The organism is Paraburkholderia bannensis NBRC 103871 (assembly GCF_000685015.1).
Taxonomy (GTDB): Bacteria; Pseudomonadota; Gammaproteobacteria; order Burkholderiales; family Burkholderiaceae; genus Paraburkholderia; species Paraburkholderia bannensis.
This window is the reverse complement of record NZ_BAYA01000012.1, coordinates 92,719-113,115: the sequence shown is the minus strand read 5'-3', so window position 1 is coordinate 113,115 and position 20,397 is coordinate 92,719. Positions and strand designations below refer to the sequence as shown.

At 58.7% G+C, this 20,397-nt stretch carries 18 protein-coding genes; 12 read left to right on the top strand and 6 right to left on the bottom strand.

Annotated elements, in window-relative coordinates; all coding sequences use genetic code 11:
- Positions 1-13: 13 nt before the first annotated feature.
- A complete protein-coding gene (panE, locus tag BBA01S_RS19430) occupies positions 14-958 on the bottom strand; it encodes a 2-dehydropantoate 2-reductase (RefSeq protein ID WP_027817917.1) in 945 nt (314 codons plus the stop codon).
- A gap of 209 nt (positions 959-1,167) precedes the next feature.
- Here panE and gloA point away from each other — a divergent pair, with 209 nt between their 5' ends.
- The 12 genes from gloA to BBA01S_RS45935 all read left to right on the top strand — a co-directional run bounded on the left by gloA (position 1,168) and on the right by BBA01S_RS45935 (position 15,252).
- Positions 1,168-1,551, top strand: coding sequence for a lactoylglutathione lyase (gloA, locus tag BBA01S_RS19425; protein WP_027817916.1), 384 nt, complete (start codon positions 1,168-1,170; stop codon positions 1,549-1,551).
- A 657-nt stretch (positions 1,552-2,208) separates the two neighbouring features.
- A complete protein-coding gene (locus BBA01S_RS19420) occupies positions 2,209-3,648 on the top strand; it encodes an undecaprenyl-phosphate glucose phosphotransferase (protein WP_084162349.1) in 1,440 nt (479 codons plus the stop codon).
- Between the two features lie 158 nt (positions 3,649-3,806).
- Positions 3,807-4,877, top strand: a complete 1,071-nt coding sequence (locus tag BBA01S_RS19415; RefSeq protein WP_027817914.1) for a polysaccharide biosynthesis/export family protein — start codon at positions 3,807-3,809, stop codon at positions 4,875-4,877.
- On the top strand, positions 4,874-5,314 hold the full coding sequence (locus tag BBA01S_RS19410) for a low molecular weight protein-tyrosine-phosphatase (RefSeq protein WP_027817913.1): 441 nt from the start codon (positions 4,874-4,876) through the stop codon (positions 5,312-5,314). Before BBA01S_RS19415 ends, BBA01S_RS19410 begins: the two co-directional genes overlap by 4 nt.
- A 3-nt stretch (positions 5,315-5,317) precedes the next feature.
- Complete coding sequence (locus BBA01S_RS19405) at positions 5,318-7,528, top strand: polysaccharide biosynthesis tyrosine autokinase (RefSeq protein ID WP_027817912.1); 2,211 nt, start codon at positions 5,318-5,320, stop codon at positions 7,526-7,528.
- A gap of 46 nt (positions 7,529-7,574) precedes the next feature.
- Positions 7,575-8,723, top strand: coding sequence for a non-hydrolyzing UDP-N-acetylglucosamine 2-epimerase (gene wecB / locus BBA01S_RS19400; protein ID WP_027817911.1), 1,149 nt, complete (start codon positions 7,575-7,577; stop codon positions 8,721-8,723).
- Between the two features lie 29 nt (positions 8,724-8,752).
- Positions 8,753-9,997: a UDP-N-acetyl-D-mannosamine dehydrogenase gene (gene wecC / locus BBA01S_RS19395; RefSeq protein ID WP_027817910.1), complete on the top strand. Its 1,245-nt coding sequence runs from the start codon at positions 8,753-8,755 to the stop codon at positions 9,995-9,997.
- A gap of 118 nt (positions 9,998-10,115) precedes the next feature.
- Complete coding sequence (locus BBA01S_RS41830; protein ID WP_042297545.1) at positions 10,116-11,444, top strand: flippase; 1,329 nt, start codon at positions 10,116-10,118, stop codon at positions 11,442-11,444.
- Between the two features lie 53 nt (positions 11,445-11,497).
- Entirely contained in the window at positions 11,498-12,733 is a 1,236-nt protein-coding gene (locus BBA01S_RS41825) for a hypothetical protein (RefSeq protein ID WP_156965996.1), read from the top strand.
- Positions 12,730-13,686, top strand: coding sequence for a glycosyltransferase (locus BBA01S_RS45940; RefSeq protein WP_156965995.1), 957 nt, complete (start codon positions 12,730-12,732; stop codon positions 13,684-13,686). Before BBA01S_RS41825 ends, BBA01S_RS45940 begins: the two co-directional genes overlap by 4 nt.
- An 89-nt stretch (positions 13,687-13,775) precedes the next feature.
- A complete protein-coding gene (locus tag BBA01S_RS19380) occupies positions 13,776-14,480 on the top strand; it encodes a WecB/TagA/CpsF family glycosyltransferase (RefSeq protein WP_322787832.1) in 705 nt (234 codons plus the stop codon).
- 7 nt (positions 14,481-14,487) lie between these two features.
- Positions 14,488-15,252, top strand: coding sequence for a heparin lyase I family protein (locus BBA01S_RS45935; protein ID WP_084162327.1), 765 nt, complete (start codon positions 14,488-14,490; stop codon positions 15,250-15,252).
- Positions 15,253-15,312: 60 nt separating this feature from the next.
- Here the strand turns inward: BBA01S_RS45935 and BBA01S_RS45930 are convergent, their stop codons facing one another.
- The 5 genes from BBA01S_RS45930 to glyS all read right to left on the bottom strand — a co-directional run bounded on the left by BBA01S_RS45930 (position 15,313) and on the right by glyS (position 20,396).
- Entirely contained in the window at positions 15,313-15,729 is a 417-nt protein-coding gene (locus BBA01S_RS45930) for a serine O-acetyltransferase (RefSeq protein WP_084162325.1), read from the bottom strand.
- Positions 15,730-15,850: 121 nt separating this feature from the next.
- On the bottom strand, positions 15,851-16,765 hold the full coding sequence (locus BBA01S_RS19375; RefSeq protein ID WP_027817908.1) for a M48 family metallopeptidase: 915 nt from the start codon (positions 16,763-16,765) through the stop codon (positions 15,851-15,853).
- 130 nt (positions 16,766-16,895) lie between these two features.
- The gene (locus BBA01S_RS19370) at positions 16,896-17,657 is read right to left on the bottom strand and encodes a lysophospholipid acyltransferase family protein (protein WP_027817907.1); all 762 of its coding nucleotides are present in this window, start codon (positions 17,655-17,657) and stop codon (positions 16,896-16,898) included.
- Positions 17,658-17,697: 40 nt separating this feature from the next.
- Entirely contained in the window at positions 17,698-18,261 is a 564-nt protein-coding gene (gmhB, locus tag BBA01S_RS19365; protein ID WP_027817906.1) for a D-glycero-beta-D-manno-heptose 1,7-bisphosphate 7-phosphatase, read from the bottom strand.
- Positions 18,262-18,296: 35 nt separating this feature from the next.
- A complete protein-coding gene (gene glyS / locus BBA01S_RS19360; protein WP_027817905.1) occupies positions 18,297-20,396 on the bottom strand; it encodes a glycine--tRNA ligase subunit beta in 2,100 nt (699 codons plus the stop codon).
- Between the last annotated feature and the right edge of the window lies 1 nt (position 20,397).

The window sequence follows — 20,397 nt, the reverse complement described above, 5'->3', positions numbered from 1 at the left end:
CCCGATGTGAGGCTTACGCGCGCTGCGCCTCGTATGCCTTGAGCTGGCTGTAGACGATGCGCAGCACCGACAGCTCGCTCGATGCGCGTTGCGCCGCGCCGCCACGACGGATCAGGTCGCCGAGAATGTGATCGGCCTCGATGCGCGAACCGTTCTGCACGTCACGCAGCATGGAAGCCGTGAGCGTCGAGCCGGTCGCAAACAGCATCGCGCGCGAACGCTCCAGGAAGCTGTCGCGCACCGCATGGCCGTGTTCCGCGGCCACGGCGCGGCATTCCGCGAACAGGCGCTCGACCGTCGCCGCGCCGTCCGGCGTCGCGACGATGACGCCCACCGGCGCGCGAAAGAGGCAGGTGCTGCCCGCGAGCGACGCCAGGAACACCCACTTTTCCCACATCTCCTGCAGGATGCGCTCGCTCGCCTTGAGGTTGAAGCCTGCGTTGCCGAACGTCGCCGCGATGGCCTCCACGCGAGCCGAAACGCCGCCGCCGAGCTCGCCGAACGTGATCGCGTGCGCGTCGTTCAGGTGGACGATCTCGCGTTTGTCATTGAGCGTCGAGGCGATCAGGCAGACGCCGCCGAGCACCGCCTGGGTGCCGAAGCGCGCTTGCAGGATCTCCAGGTGGCGCATCCCGTTGAGCAGGGGCAGGATCACCGTTTCGGGGCCGACCGCGCCCGCGAAGGAGTCGATCGCGTCATCGAGGTCATAGGCCTTGCAGCTCAGCAGCACGAGATCGAAGGGCTGTGCGCCGGGCGCGGCAAGCGCCTCGCGCGTGAGCGTCTGCGGATCGCGCAGCGTCAGGTCGCCACCGTGTGGACTGCGGATGACGAGACCGTCCGCGCGTAGCTGCGCCGCGCGCGCCTCGCGCACCAGGAATGTGACATCGCGCCCGGCAGCGGCGAGCCGCCCGCCGAAATAGCCGCCCGTCGCGCCTGCACCCACTACCAGAATCCGCATGTCCGCTCCTATCTCTTCTGTCGTCGTTCGCAAAACCGGCCGCGATGCGCTGGCGCGCGGGCGGCCATTTCAGGATGGCGACAATCCTAGAGCAAATCGGGCCGGCTTGCCGGACGCGGCCCAAGCCCGGCGCTGAACCGGCGTCGGCAGGGCTGGAAAGTTTTTGGTAGAGTCCCGCTTTTGACGATGGCAAAAAACTGGAGTCCCCCATGCGCCTTTTGCACACGATGATCCGGGTCGGTGACCTCGACCGCTCGATCAAGTTCTACACCGAATTGCTCGGCATGAAACTGCTGCGCCGCGAAGACTATCCCGACGGCAAGTTCACGCTGGCCTTCGTCGGATACACCGATGAGCGCGACGGCACGGTGATCGAACTCACGCACAACTGGGACACGCCGTCGTACGACCTGGGCACGGGCTTCGGCCATCTGGCTGTCGAGGTGGAAGATGCCTACGCGGCCTGCGCGAAGATCAAGGAGCAGGGCGGCACGGTGGTGCGCGAAGCCGGGCCGATGAAGCATGGCACGACCGTGATCGCTTTCGTGACCGACCCGGACGGGTACAAGATCGAGTTTATTCAGAAGAAGTAAAGCTTGATGGCGGGCGGCATGAGAGCGTTCTTATGCCGCCCGCAATGGTCATCAGAAAATAATCGACCGGTACATCCTGCGCGCGATTAAAAATGAGAATTAGCGCTGGATTTGTACAAATTTAATGATCTGGATTTTTAAATCCAATTAATAGTTCGGTTGGCAATCGAATTATTTCTATTGCGCCGCTCGTGCGCAATCGAGTATTTATTCAGTTTCAGGCTGGCAGCGATCCTGGGCGAAATCATTCGTTACAAATGTTTCGGATTGCTTATTTAAAGACGTGCCGGAACGACCAAAGCCTTTGCCCGTCGCATCGCACAGAAAATTTCTGGATATGCGCATGAGCATCTAAACCTTACGTCCTTCTCGTATTTCGGACTGTTCCTATATGCGATATCGCGCGATAGGGCGAGACTTCGCATCGCGGTATTCGCAGTGGAGAAAATCACAATCCCGGTTCGGGCTTGATGCGACTTCCTCGGGCTCATCCGTGAGCAGCATGCAAATGACTCCTCCTTCTTCAACCTGGGCATCTTTTGTCCTCGACGTGCATGGGTGTGTAGCTTGGCCGGAAATTCCTCGAATGAATCGTCTGCTTTGCGCCGTCGTCGGACGATGACCGCCGCGCCACAGCATTTGCACGCCGATGCAGACATGTCGGCATCCGACGAAACAACACGTCCTGTCAATCTGCCCAGCCAGATCGATTCCAGTGCGCCGCCGCCCAATGGCAAGCTGTTCGCCCGCTTGCTGGATCTGTTGATCATCTTCGTTGGGGCGCAGATCGCCACGCCGTCGCGCGGACTGCCTGGCCAGACCGGATACGACAGCGCGATGGTGGCGTTCGCCTTGCTCTTCGCATTCGTCGCCTTTCCCGTGTTTGGCATGTATCGCACCATGCGGCGCCATCTCGTCTGGCGTTGCATCTTCGCGCCGGGCGTCGTCTGGCTGGGCGTGCTGGGTGCGGCCGCGCTGCTCGTCTGCACGCTGCATCGCAGCTACGCGCCGTCCAGCGCATGGTTTTCCGAGTGGGCATTGTTCTCCGGCCTGGGAATCATCGCGTGCAGACTGCTTGTCTCGGCGCTTAGCTTGCGGCGCGCGGATCAGGCTGGCAGCGCCTGCTCGGTCGCGATCGTCGGTAGCGGCGCACACTGCCGGCAATTGCTGCGCAAAGTCGAAACCGCCGATGACTCGCTGTACCAGGTGGCCGCGATTTTCGACACGGGTTCGGCGCTGGCCTCGGCGCCCGGCAGCGCTCCGGCGTTTCGCGATCGGGAAGGCTTTGCGGCGTTCGTGCGCCGCTACAGCATCGACGAACTCTGGCTTGCCCTGCCGCTGTCCGAGGAAAAGACCATCCTCGAATTTACCGAGCTGTTCCGTAACGACCTCCTCAACATCCGTTTCATCCCGGATGTGAGCGGCCTTGCGCTGTTCGACGGCGAAATGGTGAATCTCGACGGCACGTCGGCGATCAATCTGGTGGGTTCGCCGCTTTCGTCGGATGCGCTCGCGCAGAAGGACGTGTTCGACCGCATCTTCGCGTTCCTCGCGGTGCTGGCGATCTCGCCCGTGCTGCTTGCCGTTGCGCTGTCGATCAAGCTGACGTCGCGCGGACCGGTGCTGTTCACGCAGCGACGCATGGGCGCCAACGGCAAGGTGTTTCGCATCTACAAATTCCGCAGCATGCGCGTGCATGCGCCGGCGCCAGGCGTCATCAAGCAGGCGACGCGCAACGATCCGCGCATTACACGCGTGGGCGCGTTCCTGCGCAAGACGAGCCTGGACGAACTGCCGCAGTTCTTCAACGTACTGCGCGGCGAAATGTCGGTCGTGGGGCCGCGTCCGCACGCCATCGAGCACGACACGCTCTATCAGAACATCGTGGACGGCTATATCCACCGCTATCGCATCAAGCCTGGCATCACGGGCTGGGCGCAGGTGAATGGATTCCGCGGCGAGACCGATCACATCGAAAAGATGCAGGGCCGCGTCGAACACGATCTCTATTACCTCAGCAACTGGTCTTTCGGGCTCGACATGCGAATCGTCATGGCGACGATTTTCAAGGGACTGGTTCATCGCAACGCCTATTGAATAGCTGGAACGCAGAAGTGTTGAAACGAACAAAAATGCCGTTTGGTAATACGACGCAAACTCCACATCGACAAGGACTCCTTCGGATTTCCAGTGCGAGCGTTACGGTTGCGCTGTGCTCGCTGCTAGGGGCATGTGCGGTGGCGCCTGGTATGCGTATGGCGACGTCCGCCGCCACGACTACGGACGCGGCGGGCACGGTCGCTTCGACGCAGGTGGCCAATGCAACGCCCGCTACGCCGGAAGTCCCGATCACCGAACTCGACGTCGCGGCCGTGCGCCAGATGCAGGACGCGCGCCTTGAGAAGCAGAAGGAGCAGGTCAAGCTGCTCTCGGGCGCACCGCAGCCTTACGTGATCGGCGCGGGCGACGTGCTTCAGATCGTCGTCTGGGATCACCCGGAAATCGCTTCGGCGATGGGGGCGTCCCAGTCGCAGTCTTCGACGCGTCCGGGCGATCCCTTCTCGGGCTTCACCGTCGATCAGTCGGGCGATTTGTCGTTCCCCTACGCCGGAACGATGCATGTGGCCGGACTGCGTCCGGAGGAAGTGCAGCGGCGTTTGACGTCGGCGCTCGGCAAGTACTTCGTCAAGCCGCAGGTGACGGTGCGCATGGCGTCTTACCGCGCGCATGAGGTCTATGTGGACGGCGAAGTGCGCACGCCTGGCGTGGTCGCCGTCAACGACGTGCCAATGTCGCTTTATGAGGCGATCTCTCGCGCGGGCGGGTTTGCGGATACGGCCGACCAGAGCGATCTCGTGCTCGTGCGCGACGGCGAGTCCCACCGCATCAACCTCACGCAGATGCTGGCGAGCGGCGTGAGCCCGTCGCGGCTGTACCTGCGGCCCGGCGACCTGCTGCGCGTGGTGGCGCGCGACGAAAACGACGTCTATGTCATGGGCGAGGTCAACAAGCCCCTGTCCGCGATTCCGCGCCGCACGGGCCGTATCACGCTGGCCGATGCGATCGCGCAGGCAGGCAGCGTCAATTCGTCGACGGCTGACGCCGCACAGATGTTCGTGATTCGCGGCTCGCTGAGCGGCACGCCCCAAGTGTTCCATCTCGACGGACGCTCGCCAGTGGCGATGCTGGTTGCAAAGGAATTCGATCTTCAGCCGAAGGATGTCGTGTACGTCGACGGCAATGGCCTCGTCCGCTTCAACCGCGTGCTGACGTTGCTGATTCCGGCTATCAACGCCGGTTTGACCGCGGGATTGGTGGCGAAATGATCGATCGAGTCCTGGTTGTTTGCGAAGGCAATATCTGCCGTAGCCCGCTTGCCTGCGCGATGCTCGCACGCGAATTGCCGGAAATTGACTTCAGCTCGGCGGGCACGCATGCGCTCGTGGGCGAGGGCGCAGATCCGCAAGTGCTGGAAATGGCGCGTGAGCGCGGCGTGGCGCTCGAAGCTCACGTCGCCACGGCCCTTACTGCGGCGCAGGTTCGCGAGGCCGACCTCATCCTGACGATGACGAAAACCCAGCGCGAGCAGATCGAGCAGGCGTGGCCGTACGTGCGCGGCAAGGTGTATCGGCTCAGCGAAAACGACGGCATCGACGTCGTGGATCCCTATCGCCGCCACCGCGCGGCATTCGAACTGGCGTTCGCGCAAATCGAGCACGGCGTCGCGCACTGGCGTGGCGTATTGGCAGGAATGGCTCACTGAATCATGAATCTACTTAAGCAAAACCGTGCGGCAGAAAAGCCGGACGACGATGAAATCGACCTCTCCGAAGTCTTCGGAGTACTGCGTGAAAGCTGGAAACTGATTGCTCTTGTCGCTGCGTGCGTGCTGCTGCTCGGTACGACGTATGCCGTGATAGGGACGCCTGTGTATCGCGCGGACGCGATGATCCAGGTGGATGACGATTCGGGCGCCGGTTCGATCAACGACAAGCTCGGCGACCTGGCGTCGCTGTTTCAGAACAAGGCCACGGCGGACGCTGAAATCGAACTGATCCGCTCGCGCACGGTGGTGAGCGAGACGGTCGATCGTCTGCATCTGGACGTGAGCGCGAAGCCGCATACTTTCCCGTTGATCGGCGCGGCAATTGCCCGTCGTTCGCAGGGCGCAAACGGTATCGCCGCGCCGTTGCTCGGCATGAACAGTTTTGCGTGGGGCGGCGAGCGCATCAACGTGTCGCAATTCGACGTTCCCGCCGAATTGCGTGAAAAGACCTTCAGCCTGCGTGCGCTGGATGGCGAGCGCTATGAACTCACCGACCCGGACGGCACCATCATCGTGCGCGCGAAGGTCGGGGAGGCGGCGGCTGGCTCGACCGCGGCGGGGCCTGTCCTGGTGAACGTTTCGTCGCTCCTGGCGAGAGCCGGTACGCGCTTCGACCTGAAGCGCTACTCGACCCAGCGCACCGTCGACGAACTCCAGAAGACGCTGGATATTGCGGAGAAGACCAAGCAATCGGGCATCATCGGGGTCAAGCTGGATGGCACGGACGCACAGCGCATCACCGCCACCATCAACATGATTTCGAGCCTCTACGTGCAGCGCAACGTCGACCGCAAGTCGGCACAAGCGCAGCAGATGCTCAGCTTCCTCGGCGACCAGTTGCCCCAGCTGCGCGCAGACCTCGACCAATCCGAGGCGCGCTACAACGCGTTCCGCGAAAAGTCCGGTGCGATCGATCTCGATACGCAGGGCAAGCTTCTGCTGCAGTCCGTCGTCGATACGAAATCGCATCTCACCGAACTGCAGCAGCAGCGTGCCGATCTCGTGCAGCGCTACACGCCGTCGCATCCCGCCGTCGCGGCGATCAATGCGCGCATCGCGGAGCTCGAACATCAGCAGGATCAGTACGAGAGCCAGGTGAGCGGCCTGCCGCAGACGCAACAGGAGGCATTGCGCCTGATGCGCGACGTCAAGGTCAACACGGATCTCTACATGAAGCTGCTCGACAGCACGCAGCAATTGCGCGTGCTGAAGGCGGGCCAGCTCGGCAACGTGCGCACGGTGGACTTCGCCGTGGTGCCCGAAGACCCCGTGCGGCCGAAGAAGATTCTTGTGATTCCGCTGGCTGCCGCGCTGGGCCTGCTGATCGGTTGCGCGATTGCACTTGGCCGCCGCATGCTCAATCGCGGTCTGGAAAGCCCGGCGGACATCGAGCACGCCATCGAGGTGCCGGTCTACGCGATCATCTCGCACAGCGACAAGCAGATCACGCTCGAACAATCGGTGCGCCGCAACCCGTCGAAGCCTGGCGTGCTGGCGGCCGTGTTCCCGGACGATGTGGCTGTCGAGGGGCTGCGCAGTCTGCGCACAGCATTGCAGTTTGGCGTGCTCAAGCCCGAGAACAACATCGTCATGATCACGGGGCCGCGCCCCGGCGTGGGCAAGTCTTTCGTCTCCGTGAACCTTGCGACCGTGCTGGCCGCGACCGGCAAGCGCATCCTCTTGATCGACGCCGACATGCGGCGCGGCAACGTGCACTCGTACTTCTCGATCAACAGCAAACCCGGTCTTGCCGAGGTGCTGACCGGCCGCGAGCCGGGCACCGTCATCCATCGCCAGGTATTGCCGAATCTCGACGTCATGATGGCAGGCATGACGCCGGATCGTCCTTCCGAACTGCTGCTGCGCGAGCACTTCTCCGCGACGCTCAAGACGCTCGCAGCGTCCTATGACATGGTGATTATCGATTCGCCGCCGGTGCTGGCGGTGACCGATCCGGTGCTGATCGGCAAGGAAGCTGGCGCGACGCTGATGGTCGTGCGTTACGGCGAGCACTCGGCAGCGGAACTGCGCGAAACCACGCGCCATCTTTCCAGCGCAGGCGTTGGTGTGGACGGCGTACTGCTGACTGACGTGCCGCAACGCGGCGCGACGTACGGCGCTTATTCCGACTACCGGAAGAAGCCCGATTAAAGCGGAGCATTCGGCCCACACGGGCCGACCGTAAGAGAGCACGACAATGAAACAGAAAGTACTCCTCACATTTGGTACGCGACCGGAAGCGATCAAGATGGCGCCGCTCGTGCGGCAGCTGCAACGCGATCCGAATATCGATTGCAAGGTCTGCGTGACCGGCCAGCATCGCGAGATGCTCGACCAGGTGCTCGCGCTGTTCGATATCGAGCCGGATTTCGACCTGAACGTGATGAAGCGCGGCCAGGATCTCTACGACGTGACAACCTCGATTCTGGCCGGCATGCGCAGCGTGCTGAACGAAGCGAAGCCCGACATCGTGCTGGTGCACGGCGACACGACCACGACGATGGCGGCGACGCTCGCCGCGTTCTACAAGCGCATATCCGTTGGCCATGTGGAAGCAGGGTTGCGCACCGGCAACCTGCTGTCACCGTGGCCCGAAGAGGCCAATCGCAAGCTCACTGGTGCGCTTGCAGCACTCCATTTCGCGCCGACACAACGCGCGCGCAAGAACCTGCTTGCCGAAGGCCTGAGCGATGCATCGATCGTCGTGACGGGCAACACGGTGATCGACGCGTTGCTGCACGTGCGCGAGCGGCTTGCCAGCGATGCGGCGCTGCGCGACGAAGCGCAGCGCGTCTTGCCGGCCCTCGACGCGAATCGTCGTCTCGTGCTGGTGACGGGGCACCGCCGCGAAAGCTTTGGCGACGGCTTCGAGCGCATCTGCACCGCGCTCGCACAACTCGCGAACGCGTATCCGGACATCGACATCGTCTATCCCGTGCACCTGAACCCGAGCGTGCGCGAACCGGTGAACCGCCTGCTGACTGGCATCGCCAACGTCCACCTGATCGAGCCGCTCGACTACCTGCCGTTCGTGAGCCTGATGGATCGCGCCACGCTGATCCTGACCGACTCGGGCGGCATCCAGGAAGAGGCGCCTTCGCTGCGCAAGCCCGTGCTCGTGATGCGTGAGACCACGGAACGACAAGAGGCCATCGACGCCGGCGTCGTGCAACTGGTCGGCACGGATGTGCGCGCCATCGTCGACAGCGTTGCCTGCCTGCTGGAAGACAGCACGACCTATGCAGCGATGTGCCGCGGCGATAACCCGTACGGCGACGGCCTGGCGTGCGAGCGCATCGCAGACGCGCTCAACGCGCGCTGGCAATCTGCTTTGCGCGCCGCGTAAAGCCAACGACCAAGCAGGACATTGACATCATGAACTTCGAAACGATTTCAGTAGTTGGGCTGGGATACATCGGTCTGCCGACGGCGGCAGCATTTGCTGCGCGTCGCAAGAAAGTGATCGGCGTGGACGTGAACCAGCATGCTGTGGACACGATCAATCGCGGCGCCATCCATATCGTCGAGCCGGAACTCGACATGCTTGTGCACGCCGCAGTGACGCAGGGCCATCTGCGCGCCACGACGACGCCCGAGCCAGCAGATGCTTTTCTCATCGCCGTGCCTACGCCGTTCTCGGAAGGCCACAAGCCGGATCTGTCCTATATCGAAGCAGCAAGCCGCGCCGTAGCGCCAGTGCTGAAGAAGGGCGACCTGGTCGTGCTCGAATCGACCTCGCCGGTGGGCGCGACCGCGAAGATGGCCGAATGGATGGCCGAAATGCGCCCCGATCTCACCTTCCCGCAACAGATGGGCGACGCCTCGGATATCCGCGTCGCGCATTGCCCGGAGCGTGTGCTGCCGGGGCATGTCATTCGCGAGCTGGTGGAGAACGACCGGGTGATCGGCGGCATGACGGATCGCTGCAGTGACGCGGCGCGCGAGCTTTATCAGGTCTTTGTGCGCGGCGAATGCATCATCACCGACGCCCGTACGGCCGAAATGTGCAAGCTCACTGAGAACTCGTTTCGCGACGTGAATATCGCGTTTGCCAACGAGCTTTCGCTGATCTGCGATCGACTCGACATCAATGTCTGGGAACTGATCAAGCTGGCGAACCGCCATCCCCGCGTGAATATTCTGCAGCCGGGGCCGGGTGTGGGCGGCCACTGCATTGCGGTCGATCCGTGGTTCATCGTCGATTCGGCGCCGGAGCAGGCGCGATTGATTCGCGCCGCGCGCACCGTGAACGACGACAAGCCGCATTGGGTGGTCGAGCGTGTCGAGCGTGCGGCAAAGCGCTTTCGGGAACCGGTGATCGCGTGCCTGGGGCTCGCGTTCAAGGCGAATATCGACGATCTGCGCGAGAGCCCGGCTGTGGAGATTGCGAGGACGCTGGCTGAGCGTTTTCCCGGCCACGTGGTGGCGGTGGAGCCGAATATTCGCGAGCTGCCGGGTGGGTTGCAGGGCGCGCTGCATCTTTGCGATCTGCGCACCGCGTTGGCCGAGGCCGATGTGATCGTGATTCTGGTCGATCACGCGCAGTTCAAACAGGTCGATCCGGTTCGCTTGCAGGCGAAGGTGGTGATTGATACGCGTGGGGTGTTGGCGCGTGGGTAGGGAAGTGAAAAACCATGGAGCGTACGGTTTCGAAATTGATTTAAAGGGCGTTCTTGTCACGTGTGGCGAGGAGCAAGTGAAACTCTCTCGCTGCTACACAAAAGCAGTTTCGAATTAAATGAAAATGGCGATTGGGAAAAAGAGCGACGGGAGAGCCGCGGCTGGAGTCGGCCACAACTTCATCGCGATGATGGCACTCCAGCTAGGGGCATATGCGATGTCATTCGCTACGTTCCCGTATCTGGCTCGAGTTCTCGGCCCCCACCAATTCGGCATTTTCGGATACGCAACTGCTATCGCCGCGTACGGAACAACTCTCACGGAGTGGGGATTCAACCTTAGCGGCCCTCGCGCTGTTGTTGAGTTTCGGGCCGATCCGGTGCGTCTGAACGAGTTGATCTGGTCGATTATCTCTGGCAAAGCAATTCTGTGCGTGATCTCACTTGGCGCACTTGGGCTGGCTATTTCCTTTGACCATCGATTGGCTGACAACCTTTCGGTGGTGCTGTGCTCCTGGGTAGCCGTAGTCGCCAATGTGTTCACGATGTATTGGCTGATGCAAGGGCTGGAGCGATTCCGGCTTTTGGCCATCGTCGTCCTCGTAGCGCGTCTCCTTATGCTGCCGCTCACATTTATCTTTGTGCGCCGTCCACAGGACGTCATGGTGGCCGCACTCATCCAGGCGAGCGGTCCATTTGTTGCAGCCGCAATTTCTATGGTCGTCGCACACCGTAGTGGTGTTCTTTCCCGTCCTTACATATCGCTGCGTGCTGCACGAATGCGCCTCGCTCAGGGATTCGGCATGTTTGTAGCAACGGCATCGGTCAGTTTGTTTAGTACAGCAAATACGCTGATATTGGGCGCTACGTCTGGTGCGTACCAAGTTGGCGTCTTTGCGGCCGCTGACAAAATTAGAAATGCGGGAAACATCGTTCCAGCACAGATCAACCAGGTCTTTTTCCCCAGAATCAACGCATTGTTCAGAGATCGACGCGATGAGTCGGCGAGATTGACTGCCCTGGGGCTTTGCATTGTTCAGGCTGTTACCAGTGTGTTTGTCGTGGGTCTTTGTATCTTTGCCAGTGAAATATCAAACGTCATTCTAGGAGATGCGTACTCAGGCGCTGTTTCGGTTCTGAGAACTCTCGGGATGTGCATGATCATTGGTAATTTTTCGTACTTTATAGGGCTTCAAGTGTTGATCCCTTTCGGAGGAGAAAAAATAAGATCTGGGATTATGCTTTTCGGCGGCGTGATTAACGTGCTTGTAGCACTATTTTGTGCGCCGCGATTTGGTGCTAAAGGCGCTGCAGCTTCGCTGCTGGTGTCGGAAATCATTATCGCTGCTCTGTATGTGTTGATTATTATCATGCGTCGAGATCTGATTGCATATCTGAAAATTGGAATTATTGGTGTGTGCGCGCTTGTCCGTCGCCACGAAAAATGAATCGAAATTAGTATCAGATTAATACCTTCCTCCTTGCTATATAGATGTGTTGTATGCGCGATCAAGTTAAAAGACATGGCTTGTCAATGCGTATGAGCTTGCCAACCCTTGGTGTTTGGCTTGTCGCATTCGCGTATTTAGCATTCTGTGTGTCCGACATGATGCTGTCGATACAGAATGATAATTCTCAGTTTGTAAAAATTGCTGCGTTTGCAATCATCGGACTTGCTGTAATCTTGCGACCAAGATTCCATAGACGGATATTGCTCGTCGGGCCGATGCTATTTGTATTCATTGTTGCGATGTTGCGCTCGTTCAACGAGTCTGCTGGTGTCGAGGAATTTCAGAGATTTATATTCCCGGTTGCGATAACAGTTGCATTATATGTTTATCGAGATCGTATAAATTTACTGGTTTCGGTTTTTGTTGCAGTGGTTTTGTCGAACGACATTTTCCAATGTTATTTTTATTTAGCCTATGTCGCTAAGTTACCTCTACTGGTTCCAGTGAGAATCGACTCGGGGCTTTACCTTCGAGCTCAAGGTTGGATCGGGTTTTTCTCTGAATTTGGCTTTATGAATTTCTGCGCACTGATCGTGTGCGCGTTGAGAGGCGGGAAGCGGGACGGATTTTTTAAAGTAATTTTTTTATCCTTCGCGCTTCTTAGTTTTTCATTTAAGTTGTTTGTCGTGCTTGCTTTATATCCGATTGTATTTAAAAAGGTCGGTTGGAAAGCGTATATTTTTCCTCTGATAGTCATATTTGCACTGATTGGCGCCTTTATTATGGGCTATCTTGACAATATCACGGGGCTTGCCGCGTCAAAAATATCCTTCTATGTCACGTCTGGGAATTCAGCTCGTGCGGAGTCGTATCGTGTGATGTGGGAGTCCCTCACGAATGGAAACATGTTGGGTGAAGGACTTGGTGGTTTTGGTGGCCCTGCCTCCGTTAAGTACAACTCTCCTCTTTATGCTCAATATCATTTTAACTGGTTTGGCATGGGGGGGATATTGAAAACAACGGACACGTTTTACCCGCACTTATTTGTTGAGTTGGGGCTGATTGGCGGAGCCCTGTGGCTTTACTTTGTCGTCACGTATGGTCAGCGAGCTATGTCAAACAGAATATGGTTGTTTGTAGTTATTTCATTTCTTTTTGACAATGCTTTTTCGTTGGCGATTTTGTCTCCGTCATATGTGTTTTGTGCTTTCCTGGTCATGTATCTCTGTAATCAGATGGATGCAGGCAAAAAAATAATACTGAATAAACGGGGGGTGCAGCCTTGAAAATATTGCTGGTAACGAATATGTATCCTGGCCGGAGACGGGATGCTTCGACGCAAGGGATTTTTGTCAAAGAACAAGTTGAAGCGATTGGACGTACAAGGGCATGCACTGTTGATATTTTTTCGATCGATGGATTTCGTGGGAAATTTGCTTATCTTTTAAGTATATTTCCAATTGTCTGGAGAGTTTGGCACGGTAAATACGATGTCGTTCATTATCACTTCGGTTTGTCGGCATGCTCCGCACCGTTGGTTAAAAAACTGACGTCTGCCGCAGTGGTGATTACATTTCACGGTTCGGATGTAATGGGTGCAGGGTTGATGAGACAATTATCTCTGCTATTTTCGAAATTTGCCGATATTTCTATTGCTGTTAGTGCAGAAATAAAATCAAAGATTTCAAATTCCTCAGCGCGCTGTAGAGTTATTCCGTGTGCAGTTAACGAGATCCTGTTTCGTGAATCACCTGATAAATTACCAGTAAAGAGGCAATGCAAGACAGTTGTTTTTCCTTCGTCACCATTGCGGCCCGAGAAGGATTATCAGTTGTTCAAGAATGTAACGAATATATTGAGCAGTAAATATCTGATAAATATTGAAGAAAGGCATATTGACGGACTAGATCGTCACGAAGTTAGAGATCTTCTTGATCGCGCGGACTGTCTTGTCATGACCTCAAAGCGGGAGGGATCTCCGCAGGCTATCAAAGAGGCGATGGCGATGAATTTACCGATCGTGACCGTTGACGTTGGCGATGTACGCCAGTTACTGACAGGGTGCGACGGAAATGAGGTGATTGATGGTCGTGATCCTGGAGTTTTAGCCGAGGCTGTTGCTCGGATACTCGGGCGTGAGGCTCGATCGAAAGGGCGAATTCGATTGGCCGAATTGAAATATTTTTCCGATGATGTTGCTGGCGAAATAGTTGAGATTTATAAGAGCGTAACGCCATAAGACGTATTTATCAGATTTTCCGGGTTTATACCGGGAGGATGAGAATGAAACGGATTAATTTATTTTCGTGTCCCATGGATTCCGGGACTATGGATGAAACGTTGTCTCTAATTGATGAGCGCGTATTGCGTGGGCAATTCACGCAACATGTAGTGGTCAACGTGGCAAAAATCGTCAATATGAGAAGCGATACGCAACTGGCTGATTCTGTGCGTGATTGCGACATTATCAACATAGATGGAATGGGCGTTGTTTGGGCTGGCCGTCTTTTAGGGCGCGATATACCCGAGCGCGTTGCCGGTGTGGATCTCTTTGAGAAATTGATTGCATTGGCGGCCACTAGAGGGTTCCCGGTTTATTTTCTGGGAGGTACGGACGACGTGGTGAAACGCACCGCAGCTGTGCTGGTAACCCGGCACCCAGAGTTAAAGATTGCGGGTACTCACCATGGTTATTTTTGGAGCGATGAGAAGAGCGTGGTTGATCAAATCCGCACGTGTGGAGCAAAACTTCTCTTCGTGGCAATCAGTTCGCCAAAAAAGGAAATATTTATCAATCGTTGGCAGCGAGAGCTAGGGGTTGATTTTGTAATGGGAGTTGGTGGGACTTTTGATGTTATGGCGGGCGTCGTTCAGAGGGCTCCAAAATGGATGCAGAACTGGGGGATGGAGTGGCTGTTTCGCGTGATCCAGGAGCCACGCAGAATGTGGCGACGATATCTGGTAACGAACGGGAAATTCGCGTTAATGCTGATTAAAGAACGACTATCAATGAAGTCAGCGTCATCTTCGTGAAGGGATCATGGCAAAAAATAGAAAATATCTGTGGGGCCTGATGGGCTTTTTTGTAGGCCTGTGTAGTTGTGCGGGTAGTGAAGAGGGTGCTCGATATGAACAAATATATCGTAGCGATTGGGGGGGTGGGATTGATTCCCGTTTGGTTATTCAGGCTCCACAAGGGGCGATATCGATTGTCGAAAATCCTGTTCAGCATCGCTCGATGCTGAAAGTTGTAGTACATCGAAGTGATGATTTTAGTGGTGTGGCAAATGGTACACCTCGCGGGGAAATTGCATTTGCCAAGATATTTCGGTATTCCCTAGGAAAGACTTATGATGTCAACTGGTCGACATTGATACCCGATGATTATAAATTTGACTCATTGCAGCCCGAACTTTTCTCCCAAATATTGCAGGGGAAGAATGCAGGTCTAGGATCTCCGCCATTTTCCATCCGATTTGTTGACGGAAAATACGAGGTAGAGATTCGAAATGCTCGCGATGCGAAGGCCAACGTATTTACCTTCGGTAATCCGCAAGCCGATAAGGGAAGGCTTGTTCGGTGGAGATTGCTGTATCGACCGGATAGTACAGGGCGAGATGCGGTCACGGATTTATATATGAATGATATTAAGGTTGTTCATTGTTCTGGATGTGGAAACGCATACGAAAACGACAATGATGCTTACTTTAAAATCGGAATTTATAAATGGTGGTGGAAGACGAGGCCGTCGGATGTTAATGCGAGAAGTCTTTACTTTGGTGATGTAGATGTTAAAGGTTACTAGTTAAATCATCGTCAATTTATAAATTAATATGAGGCCCGTAAATTGGGCCTCAACGCATTTCTATTTATGAATGATTTCTTTGGCCGGTATCCCGACCACCGTCGCACCCGGTGCGACGTCCGAAAGTACAACGGAATTTGCGCCGATTGTGGCGCCACGACCAATTCGAACGGCACCGAGGACGCATGCGCCTGCGCCTATGACTACATCGTCCTCGATAATCGGCGCGCCAGGTCGACCTTTTCCCTTTCCGCCAATGACGACGTTGGGAGAAATAATGATGTTCGATCCAAGGCTTGCGCCTTTATGAACGACGATGCCAAGCCCTTGATAACCGAACGTGACGTTACGTCCAACCCGAACCGAAGGTGGCAATGAGACGGAGAAAAGTACCCGGTTCAGGATTTTCAGAGTCCACGGAACAACGGGAATGTGCAAGCGAAAGAGCAGGTTTGCTAGCCGATAGATATAGATCATTGCAAGGTCGCATAAGTAGGAGCCACCGGATAGCGTCTCATGCGAGGTGTTTGCAATTCAATAATACTATTCCTAAATTGAGCAATCATCAGCTAGAGACCAAGGCCGGTTCGAAGCCCCCTCACATCCCCGGCACCATCTCTGGCGGATGCTGCTTCAACTGCTTCCTTGCCTCGCGGAATTCAGGAAAAATCGACTCAACCGTCTGCCAGAACCTCGGGCTATGGTTCATCTCGCGCAAATGCGCGAGCTCATGCGCGACGACATAATCCACAATCGAAAGCGGAAAGTGAATCAACCGCCAGTTCAACCGAATCCGCCCTTCGCTTGAACAGCTGCCCCACCTCGTCATAGCCGAAGAAAGCGCATACGACCGAAACGTCACCCCAAGCCGCGCAGCATAGACCGCAAGCCGCTCGCCAAAGATCCGTGTAGCCTCGCCCTGCAACCATCCGGTAACCCGATCCTTGATCTGCTGCGCGTCCGCATGAGGCGGCAGGGGCAACGAAAGCACCCTGGTCGCCTCATCAAAAGCCAGCGCACCCGCGCCCAGCCGTACCCGCATGGGCTTGCCGAGATAAGGCAACTCAGCCCCGTCGCGCCAGTCCACCTTCGGCAGCGCGCGCTGTTCGACGCGCGTCTGCCATTCAATCAGCTTCGAAAAAATCCACCGTTGCTTTTCGGCGATCGCGTTCTCGATATCCGCGATGGTCACCCAGCGCGGTGCGGTAATCGTGAGACCGCTGGAATCGATCGCAAACCCGATCGACTTACGCGAGGAACGCTTGAGCCGATACTGCAACGTGCGCGCGCCTAGTTCGAGCGTGCGTAGTTTCGACCCATCGGGCGCGAGCGGCGACCTGCCCGGCGACAGCGTAGCGGGAGCAGGCGAGGGAGCAGGCGAAGGCGAAGGGGAACCCGCCAAAGGAGCGGGAGAGGCGACCACCGGCGACTGCAGCGCCTCGGAAAAAAGCGGCAGATCGAGTTGTTGATGGTCAAGCGCCGCGGCGTGTCGCGGCGAGGGGGACTTCTGCATCGTCAGGTCGGGAGCGGGTTGGCGTGTGCGCCCGCGCAGCGGATAGCCCGTCAGACCCGACCAGAGGCGCTGGCCGAAGCCGATCAAATGCCGACTAAACCGACCCAAAGCGCCGACCAGAATCCGGCAGTCAGATCTTCGCGGCCTTGACCGCGTTGCTATCCGTATTGCGGTACGCGTCCGGATCGATACGGCGCATTTCGGTTTCGATCCAGTTTTCCACGCGCGTATTCACTTCGTCGGGCGTGAGCCCCGTGGTGTCGATGGGCTTGCCGATCGACACCGTGACTATACCCGCATATTTCATGAACGAGTTACGGGGCCAGACGTGGCCTGCGTTGTGCGCGATCGGCACCACCGGCGCGCCCGTTTCGATGGCGAAGCGCGGGCCGCCCGTCTTGTACTTGCCCGTCTTGCCCACCGGAATGCGCGTGCCTTCGGGGAACATGATGACCCACGCGCCTTCGGCCATGCGCAGCTTGCCCTGGCGGATCACCGAAGCAAACGCGTTCTTGCCTTCCTTGCGGTTGATGTGAACCATCTTCAGCATGCCCAGCGCCCAGCCGAAGAACGGCACGAACATCAGCTCGCGCTTGAACACGTAGCACAGCGGCCGCGGCATCAGCGCGGGAAACGCGAGCGTCTCCCATGCCGACTGGTGCTTGGAGAGCAGCACGGCGGGGCCGTTGGGCAGGTTCTCCATGCCCTCGATGCGGTACTTGATGCCGACGAGCCAGCGCGACACGAACAGCGTCGAGCGGCACCAGCCCACCGCCATCCAGTAGCGCCGCGTGGCGTTCAAGAACGGAAACGCGATGAAGCACGCCGTGGCGTACGGCATCGTGTACACGATCAGGTAGATGAACAGCAGCAGTGAACGGATGAAGCGCATCGGGGAACCGGTCGAGGGAGCGGGGCGGCCTGAGTGGGTGTCAGGCCGCTTCGTTGGAGAGGAAGTCCAGCGCGAAGGCGCGCAGGTCGTTGTGGATCTGCGTGCCTTCGGGCAGGCCGCCCGCCGCGAGCGTTTTCTGGCCCTTGCCGGTCAGCACGAGGTGCGGACGGCAGCCCAGCGCGGCGCCCGCTTCGAGGTCGCGCAGCGAATCGCCCACTACGGGCGTTTCGTTCGGGTCGATCTCGAAACGGTCGGCGATCATCTTCAACATGCCGGGCTTGGGCTTGCGGCAGTCGCAGTGATCCTGCGAGGTGTGCGGGCAGAAAAACACCGCGTCGATGCGCGCGCCCACGGCTGCAGCCTGGCGGTGCATCTTCGCGTGCATTTCGTTGAGCGCCGTCGTGTCGAACAGGCCACGGCCAATGCCGGACTGGTTCGTGGCGACGGCGACGCGATAACCCGCCTGGTTCAGGCGGGCGATCGCTTCGAGGCTGCCCGGCAGCGCGACCCATTCGTCCGGCGACTTGATGAAGGCGTCGGAATCGACGTTGATCACGCCGTCGCGGTCGAGGATCACGAGCTTACGGCTGGAGCTGGTCGGCATGGTGTCGTGTCAGTGGTGTCGTGTCACGACGGCCATTACGCCGCGAGTCGCGAAATGTCGGCCACGCTGTTCATCTGGCGATGCAGCGCCTTGAGCAGCGCGAGGCGGTTGGCCCGCAGCGCCGGATCTTCGGCATTGACCATCACGTCGTTGAAGAACGTGTCGACGGTTTCGCGCAGTGCGGCGAGCGCGGTGAGCGCGCCCGTGTACTCGCGTGCGGCCAGTTGCGATTCCACGCGCGGCGCGACCTGTTCGAGCTGCGCGTAGAGCGCTTTTTCGGCGTTTTCCACGAGCAGCGTGGTCTGCACGCCGCCGTCTTCCGCACCCTCGGACTTCTTGAGGATGTTCGAGATGCGCTTGTTGGCTGCAGCGAGCGAAGCCGCTTCGTTGAGCGCCGCGAATTCGCGCACGGCGTCCAGGCGCGCGACGACGTCGTCGAAGCGCGTCGGGTTCAGCGCCAGCACGGCGTCCACTTCCTGGGCCGCATAGCCGCGCTCGCGCAGCTGGCCGCGCAGACGATCCATGCAGAATTCGTAGATCGCCTGGGTCGATTCGGCCACCGCTTCAATGCCCGCGAATTGCGCGTAGGTCGTGCGCAGCAGTTCGACGAGGTCGAGCGGCAACTGCTTTTCGACGAGGATACGCAGCACGCCCAGCGAATGACGGCGCAGCGCGAACGGGTCTTTCTCGCCGGTAGGCGCGAGACCGATGCCCCAGATCCCAACCAGCGTTTCGAGCTTGTCCGCGAGCGCGACGATCGTGCCCGTCGGCGTGCCCGGCAGTTCGTCGCCGGAGAAGCGCGGCTGGTAGTGCTCGGAGCAGGCGACAGCCACTTCTTCCGCTTCGCCGTCGTGGCGCGCGTAGTAGGTGCCCATCGTGCCTTGCAGCTCGGGGAATTCGCCGACCATGTCGGTCAAGAGATCCGCCTTGGCCAGACGCGCGCCACGCTGCGCGAGCGCGACATCGGCGCCGCACATGCCGGCGATCGCGCCTGCGATCGCTTCAAGGCGTTCCACGCGCTGCAGCGTCGAGCCGAGCTTGTTGTGATAGACCACGTTGGCGAGCAGCGGCACGCGGTCGGCCAGCGTCTTCTTCTTGTCCTGCTCGAAGAAGAACTTGGCGTCGGCCAGGCGCGGGCGCACGACGCGCTCGTTGCCTTCGACGATCTCGACGGGCGTGGCCGTCTCGATGTTCGAAACGATCAGGAAGCGCGAGCGCAGTCGGCCCTGGTCGTCGGTCAGCGCGAAGTACTTCTGGTTCGTCTGCATCGTGAGGATCAGGCATTCCTGCGGCACTTGCAGGAACTCGTCCTCGAACTTGCATTCGTAGACCACCGGCCATTCGACCAGCGAATTCACTTCGTCGAGCAGCGCTTGCGGCATCACGACCTTGTCGTCGCCCGCCAGTTCGGCGAGTTGCGCCTGGATCGCGTCGAGGCGCTCGCTATAGCTCGCGATCACGCGGCCCTTGTGTTGCAGCGTGTGCGCGTAGTCGTCGGCGTGCGTGATGGCGATGAGGCCTTCGGACAGGAAGCGATGGCCGCGCGTGGTGTCGCCGGCGTCGACGCCGAACGCGCTCACGGGCACGATCTGCTCGCCGTGCAGCGCGATCAGGCGATGCACCGGGCGCACGAACTGCACGTCGCTGCCGTCCGGGCGCTGGTACTTCATGACCTTCGGGATCGGCAGCTTGGCGAGCGCTTCGTCGAGCACGGCTTGCAGGCCGTCGGCGAGCGTCGCGCCCGGCGCCGAGTAGCTCAGGTACAGCGCTTCGTTCTTGCCTTCGCCTGCGCGTTCGAGGTCGCCCACGGGGAAGTCGGGGAAGCCGAGCGCCGCGAGCTTCTTCGCGAGCGGCGCAGTGGGCTGGCCATTGGCGTCGAGCGCGACCGACACCGGCAGCACTTTTTCGCGCACCTGCTTTTCGGGCGCGACGCTGCGCACGTTCTTGATCGTGACGGCCAGACGGCGCGGCGTGGCGAAGCGTTCGAACGACAGGTCGCCTTCAATGAGGTCGCGCGCGGCGAGGCGCTGCGCAATGCCTTCGGCGAATGCGTCGCCCAGGCGCGCGAGGGCCTTCGGCGGCAGTTCCTCGGTCAGCAGTTCGACGAGGAGAGTGGCTTGATGAGCTTGGGTCATT

Coding starts and splice junctions, on each gene's coding strand:
- gloA (WP_027817916.1), top strand. CDS start 1,168: ATGCGCCTTTTGCACACGATGATCCGGGTCGGTGACCTCGACCGCTCG.
- wecC (WP_027817910.1), top strand. CDS start 8,753: ATGAACTTCGAAACGATTTCAGTAGTTGGGCTGGGATACATCGGTCTG.
- BBA01S_RS19415 (WP_027817914.1), top strand. CDS start 3,807: ATGGCGACGTCCGCCGCCACGACTACGGACGCGGCGGGCACGGTCGCT.
- BBA01S_RS19370 (WP_027817907.1), bottom strand. CDS start 17,657: ATGCGCTTCATCCGTTCACTGCTGCTGTTCATCTACCTGATCGTGTAC.
- BBA01S_RS45935 (WP_084162327.1), top strand. CDS start 14,488: ATGGCAAAAAATAGAAAATATCTGTGGGGCCTGATGGGCTTTTTTGTA.
- BBA01S_RS19380 (WP_322787832.1), top strand. CDS start 13,776: ATGGATGAAACGTTGTCTCTAATTGATGAGCGCGTATTGCGTGGGCAA.
- BBA01S_RS19405 (WP_027817912.1), top strand. CDS start 5,318: ATGAATCTACTTAAGCAAAACCGTGCGGCAGAAAAGCCGGACGACGAT.
- BBA01S_RS19410 (WP_027817913.1), top strand. CDS start 4,874: ATGATCGATCGAGTCCTGGTTGTTTGCGAAGGCAATATCTGCCGTAGC.
- wecB (WP_027817911.1), top strand. CDS start 7,575: ATGAAACAGAAAGTACTCCTCACATTTGGTACGCGACCGGAAGCGATC.
- BBA01S_RS19420 (WP_084162349.1), top strand. CDS start 2,209: ATGTCGGCATCCGACGAAACAACACGTCCTGTCAATCTGCCCAGCCAG.
- glyS (WP_027817905.1), bottom strand. CDS start 20,396: ATGACCCAAGCTCATCAAGCCACTCTCCTCGTCGAACTGCTGACCGAG.
- BBA01S_RS41825 (WP_156965996.1), top strand. CDS start 11,498: ATGCGCGATCAAGTTAAAAGACATGGCTTGTCAATGCGTATGAGCTTG.
- BBA01S_RS45930 (WP_084162325.1), bottom strand. CDS start 15,729: ATGATCTATATCTATCGGCTAGCAAACCTGCTCTTTCGCTTGCACATT.
- BBA01S_RS19375 (WP_027817908.1), bottom strand. CDS start 16,765: ATGCAGAAGTCCCCCTCGCCGCGACACGCCGCGGCGCTTGACCATCAA.
- panE (WP_027817917.1), bottom strand. CDS start 958: ATGCGGATTCTGGTAGTGGGTGCAGGCGCGACGGGCGGCTATTTCGGC.
- gmhB (WP_027817906.1), bottom strand. CDS start 18,261: ATGCCGACCAGCTCCAGCCGTAAGCTCGTGATCCTCGACCGCGACGGC.
- BBA01S_RS41830 (WP_042297545.1), top strand. CDS start 10,116: ATGAAAATGGCGATTGGGAAAAAGAGCGACGGGAGAGCCGCGGCTGGA.